Source organism: Candidatus Obscuribacterales bacterium (assembly GCA_036703605.1).
Lineage (GTDB): Bacteria > Cyanobacteriota > Cyanobacteriia > RECH01 > RECH01 > RECH01.
Genome location: DATNRH010000205.1, coordinates 1 through 3512 on the forward strand (window position 1 = coordinate 1; position 3512 = coordinate 3512).

The following is a 3512-nucleotide window of genomic DNA, read 5'->3' on the forward strand; positions in this document are numbered from 1 at the left end:
TAATCGTTCTTTTAGGGAGAGTTTATTGCGCTTACCCTGAAGGATGCGATCGCGGTAGGCTTGTAAAATTTGACTTCTGTTCATGGTTGTCATGGCTTGAGTACGGAGAAGTCTTGGCTCTGCTCCCATCTCACCTAAGTAAGTTATATAAATATTCGGATTTTTTATTATTTAATTAAGAGATGAAACACTGTACTGAGCTTTGAGATAGAGTGTGTAGGTATCAGCCAAGAGTCGAGAGCGATCGCCTGTCGTTGGGGTTCATCAATACCCATCTTGATCGACATATTGTTCACCATAAAACTTGCTTGACTTAAAGTAGATCGGTGCAGAGATACCGTCCTAATCGTAGCAAAGATAGGGATCACCGACCATGAAAGAACGGCTAATAGTAGCAGAAGACATCCGGATAGAGGGAATTGTTCAAGGCGTAGGATTCCGTCCAACGGTGTATTGCTTAGCCGAACAGTATGGGCTACGAGGCTGGGTCTTAAACGATGGAGCAGGCGTATGGATCCGCGTAGCCGGAGCGCCTGAGGAGATCGAAAGCTTTGTAGAACACCTGAAGCGATCGCCGCCGCCCTTAGCGCGGATGACCCGGATCACCCGAATCCAGATTCCCCCGACTGCCGTCCCCGACTTATCCTTTAGGATCGCGTCTAGCCAAACAGGAACGGTTCGCACCCAAATATCCCCTGATGCCGCCACCTGCGCAGCCTGCCAAGCTGACCTACAGGATCCCAAGAGCCGGTTCTTCCATTACCCCTTCACCAACTGCACCCACTGCGGTCCGCGACTGAGTATCATCCGTTCCCTGCCCTACGATCGCCACCAGACCAGCATGTCTGCCTTTCCGATGTGTGTAGCTTGTGAGAGTGATTATCAAGCGATCGCCAACCGCCGCTTCCATGCCCAGCCGATCGCCTGTCCTGCCTGCGGTCCTCAAGTATGGCTGGAGGAGAGCGACGGTCAGGTTCTAGCGGAAGGAGAAACAGCGATCGCCCGCGTCGGCAGCCTTGTACACCAAGGTGAGATCGTTGCAATCAAAGGACTAGGCGGCATCCACCTAGCCTGCGACGCCACCCAAGAAACCGCCGTCGCCGAGCTACGCCGCCATAAACACCGCCCTGCTAAACCCTTTGCCCTGATGGTGCGGGATCTAGCTCAACTGCGACACTACTGTCGCGTCAACGAGATCGAGCAACAGCTTTTAGAAAGCCCCGCTGCCCCCATCGTCCTCCTGACTCCCCACCCGGACTGCCCCCTCGCCCCCTACCTTGCGCCTGGCCTATCCGCCCTAGGCATCATGCTGCCCCACACACCGCTCCACCACCTGATGTTCGAGCATATCGAATACCCCATCGTCCTCACCAGCGGCAATCGGTCTAGCGAACCCCAAAGCATCGATAACGACGAAGCACGCACCCACCTAAGCGCAATCGCTCCCTACCTCCTGCTACACAACCGCGACATCATCAACCGCGTCGATGACTCCGTCGTGCGAGTGATTGCAGGTCAACCTCAGATCCTGCGCCGGGCCCGTGGCTATGCCCCCGCCCCCCTGCCCCTGCCCCCCGGCTTTGAAGCAGCTCCCCCGATTTTAGCCATGGGTAGCGAACTGAAAACGACCTTTTGCCTACTGCGCCAAGGCGAAGCCATCCTTTCCCAACACCTAGGCGACCTAGAGCATCCCGCCGCGCTCCTCGCCTACCAAGAAACACTGAAGCTATACCTAGATCTATTTGAGCATCAACCAGCAGCGATCGCCCTGGATGCCCATCCCGACTATAGCGCCAGCAAACTAGGTCAGCGCTGGGCCGCCGAGCAAAACCTCCCCGTCTATCCCATCCAGCATCACCATGCTCATATTGCCGCCGTCATGGTAGACCATCGGCTACCCATCGACACCCCAGCAATCTTAGGCATAGCCCTCGACGGTTTAGGCTATAGCGAAACCGGCGACCTTTGGGGCGGCGAATTCTTGCTCGTTGACTACACCGACTATCATCGCCTAGCCCACCTGCCCCCCATCGCCCTTCTAGGCGGTGCCCAGGCCATGCGTCAACCCTGGCGTAACACCTATGCTCACCTGCGCGCTCTGTGGAGCTGGGAGGAATTACTCAGCCAATACGGCGACCTACCGCTTGTGCAAGCCCTAGCCGCAAAGCCGCGAACCCTTTTAGATCAGATGCTAGGGAGCGGTTTGCGATCGCCCCAAGCCACCTCAGCCGGTCGATTATTTGACGCCGTTGCTGCCGCCATCGGCTGCTGCTTCGAGCAGGTTACCTACGAAGGACAGGGAGCGATCGAACTAGAAGCCCTCATTGGGGCAGACATGGAGCCAGACCTAGCCAACGCTACCCCCTACCCCATCGATCTTGACCTGAGCCAGACCCCGCATCAGCTATCCTTCGCATCCCTTTGGACAGCCATCCTCACCGACCTACGCCAGAACGTTTCTGCCCGTACGATGTCCACCCGCTTTCATTTTGGCTTCGCCCAAGCGATCGCCCACCTAGGACATCATCTAGCGCAGACCCATCACCTAAGTACCGTAGCCCTCTCTGGTGGCGTGTTTCAAAATCAGATATTGCTCACCACCATCCGCCAGCAGTTAGAGCAGCAAGGGCTCACCGTATTGACAGCCGAGCAAGTGCCTTGTAACGATGGTGGCCTATCCCTAGGACAAGGAGCGATCGCCTCTGCTCGCCACTTGCTAAAACATCCTGATCATTCATAGAAAACCCGCCCATGTAGCGGATGATGGCCATAGCCAATCTATCCGATCTAGCCAGAGCCGGAAGCGATCGCCGAGTGAGAGACCTCACCTAGGGGCTTTAGTCGCGATCGCCACACAGTTCAACACAGTTCAACACAGTTCAACACTGTCTAACAAGGAGGAGTATTCATGTGTTTAGGTATTCCAGGACAAATTCTAGACATCATTGACCCGCAGCACCTCCTGGCTACCGTGAGCATAGGTGGTGTTAAGCGCTCCGTGAATATTGCCTGCATTGTGGACGACGAGCATCCGGTAGAGGCTTGTGTCGGCGATTGGGTGTTAGTGCATGTAGGCTTTGCCATGAATCGCATTGACCCTGAAGATGCTGAGATCACCCTCACGATGCTCGACGACATTGCCGAACTGAATGCAGCAAGCCTCCTGTAGCCATCCGGCCTCATATCCCCCCTCATATTCTTTCTCAACCTTCCTCGCTCTTGGTACTAGGTAGCTCCACACTGGGAGACACAACACGATGAAATATGTCCATGAATTTCGCGATCCTCAGCGGGTCCAGGGTATTCTCCGGCAGATTGAAGCGATCGCTGCCCAAATACGTCCTGGCTCTTATGGTTCCCCTTCAAGCGATCGCCCCCTGCGGATCATGGAGATTTGTGGTGGTCATACCCATGCGATTTTCAAATATGGGTTAGCCGATCTGTTACCTGACACCGTAGAACTCATCCATGGTCCAGGCTGTCCGGTGTGCATTATGCCTAAAGGACGGCTG

General features: G+C 55.3%; 3 protein-coding genes. All 3 read left to right on the top strand.

Annotation, left to right across the window (positions count from 1 at the left end; genetic code table 11):
* Positions 1-373 precede the first annotated feature (373 nt).
* Positions 374-2740, top strand: a complete 2367-nt coding sequence (gene hypF, locus V6D20_04330) for a carbamoyltransferase HypF (protein ID HEY9815020.1) — start codon at positions 374-376, stop codon at positions 2738-2740.
* 168 nt (positions 2741-2908) lie between these two features.
* The gene (locus V6D20_04335) at positions 2909-3169 is read left to right on the top strand and encodes a HypC/HybG/HupF family hydrogenase formation chaperone (GenBank protein ID HEY9815021.1); all 261 of its coding nucleotides are present in this window, start codon (positions 2909-2911) and stop codon (positions 3167-3169) included.
* Positions 3170-3257: 88 nt separating this feature from the next.
* Positions 3258-3512, top strand: a 255-nt coding sequence (locus tag V6D20_04340) for a hypothetical protein (GenBank protein ID HEY9815022.1), incomplete at its 3' end; no start/stop codon positions are given.

Excerpts from the sequence above, each read along its gene's own strand:
- V6D20_04335 (HEY9815021.1), top strand. The coding sequence starts at position 2,909 with ATGTGTTTAGGTATTCCAGGACAAATTCTAGACATCATTGACCCGCAG.
- hypF (HEY9815020.1), top strand. The coding sequence starts at position 374 with ATGAAAGAACGGCTAATAGTAGCAGAAGACATCCGGATAGAGGGAATT.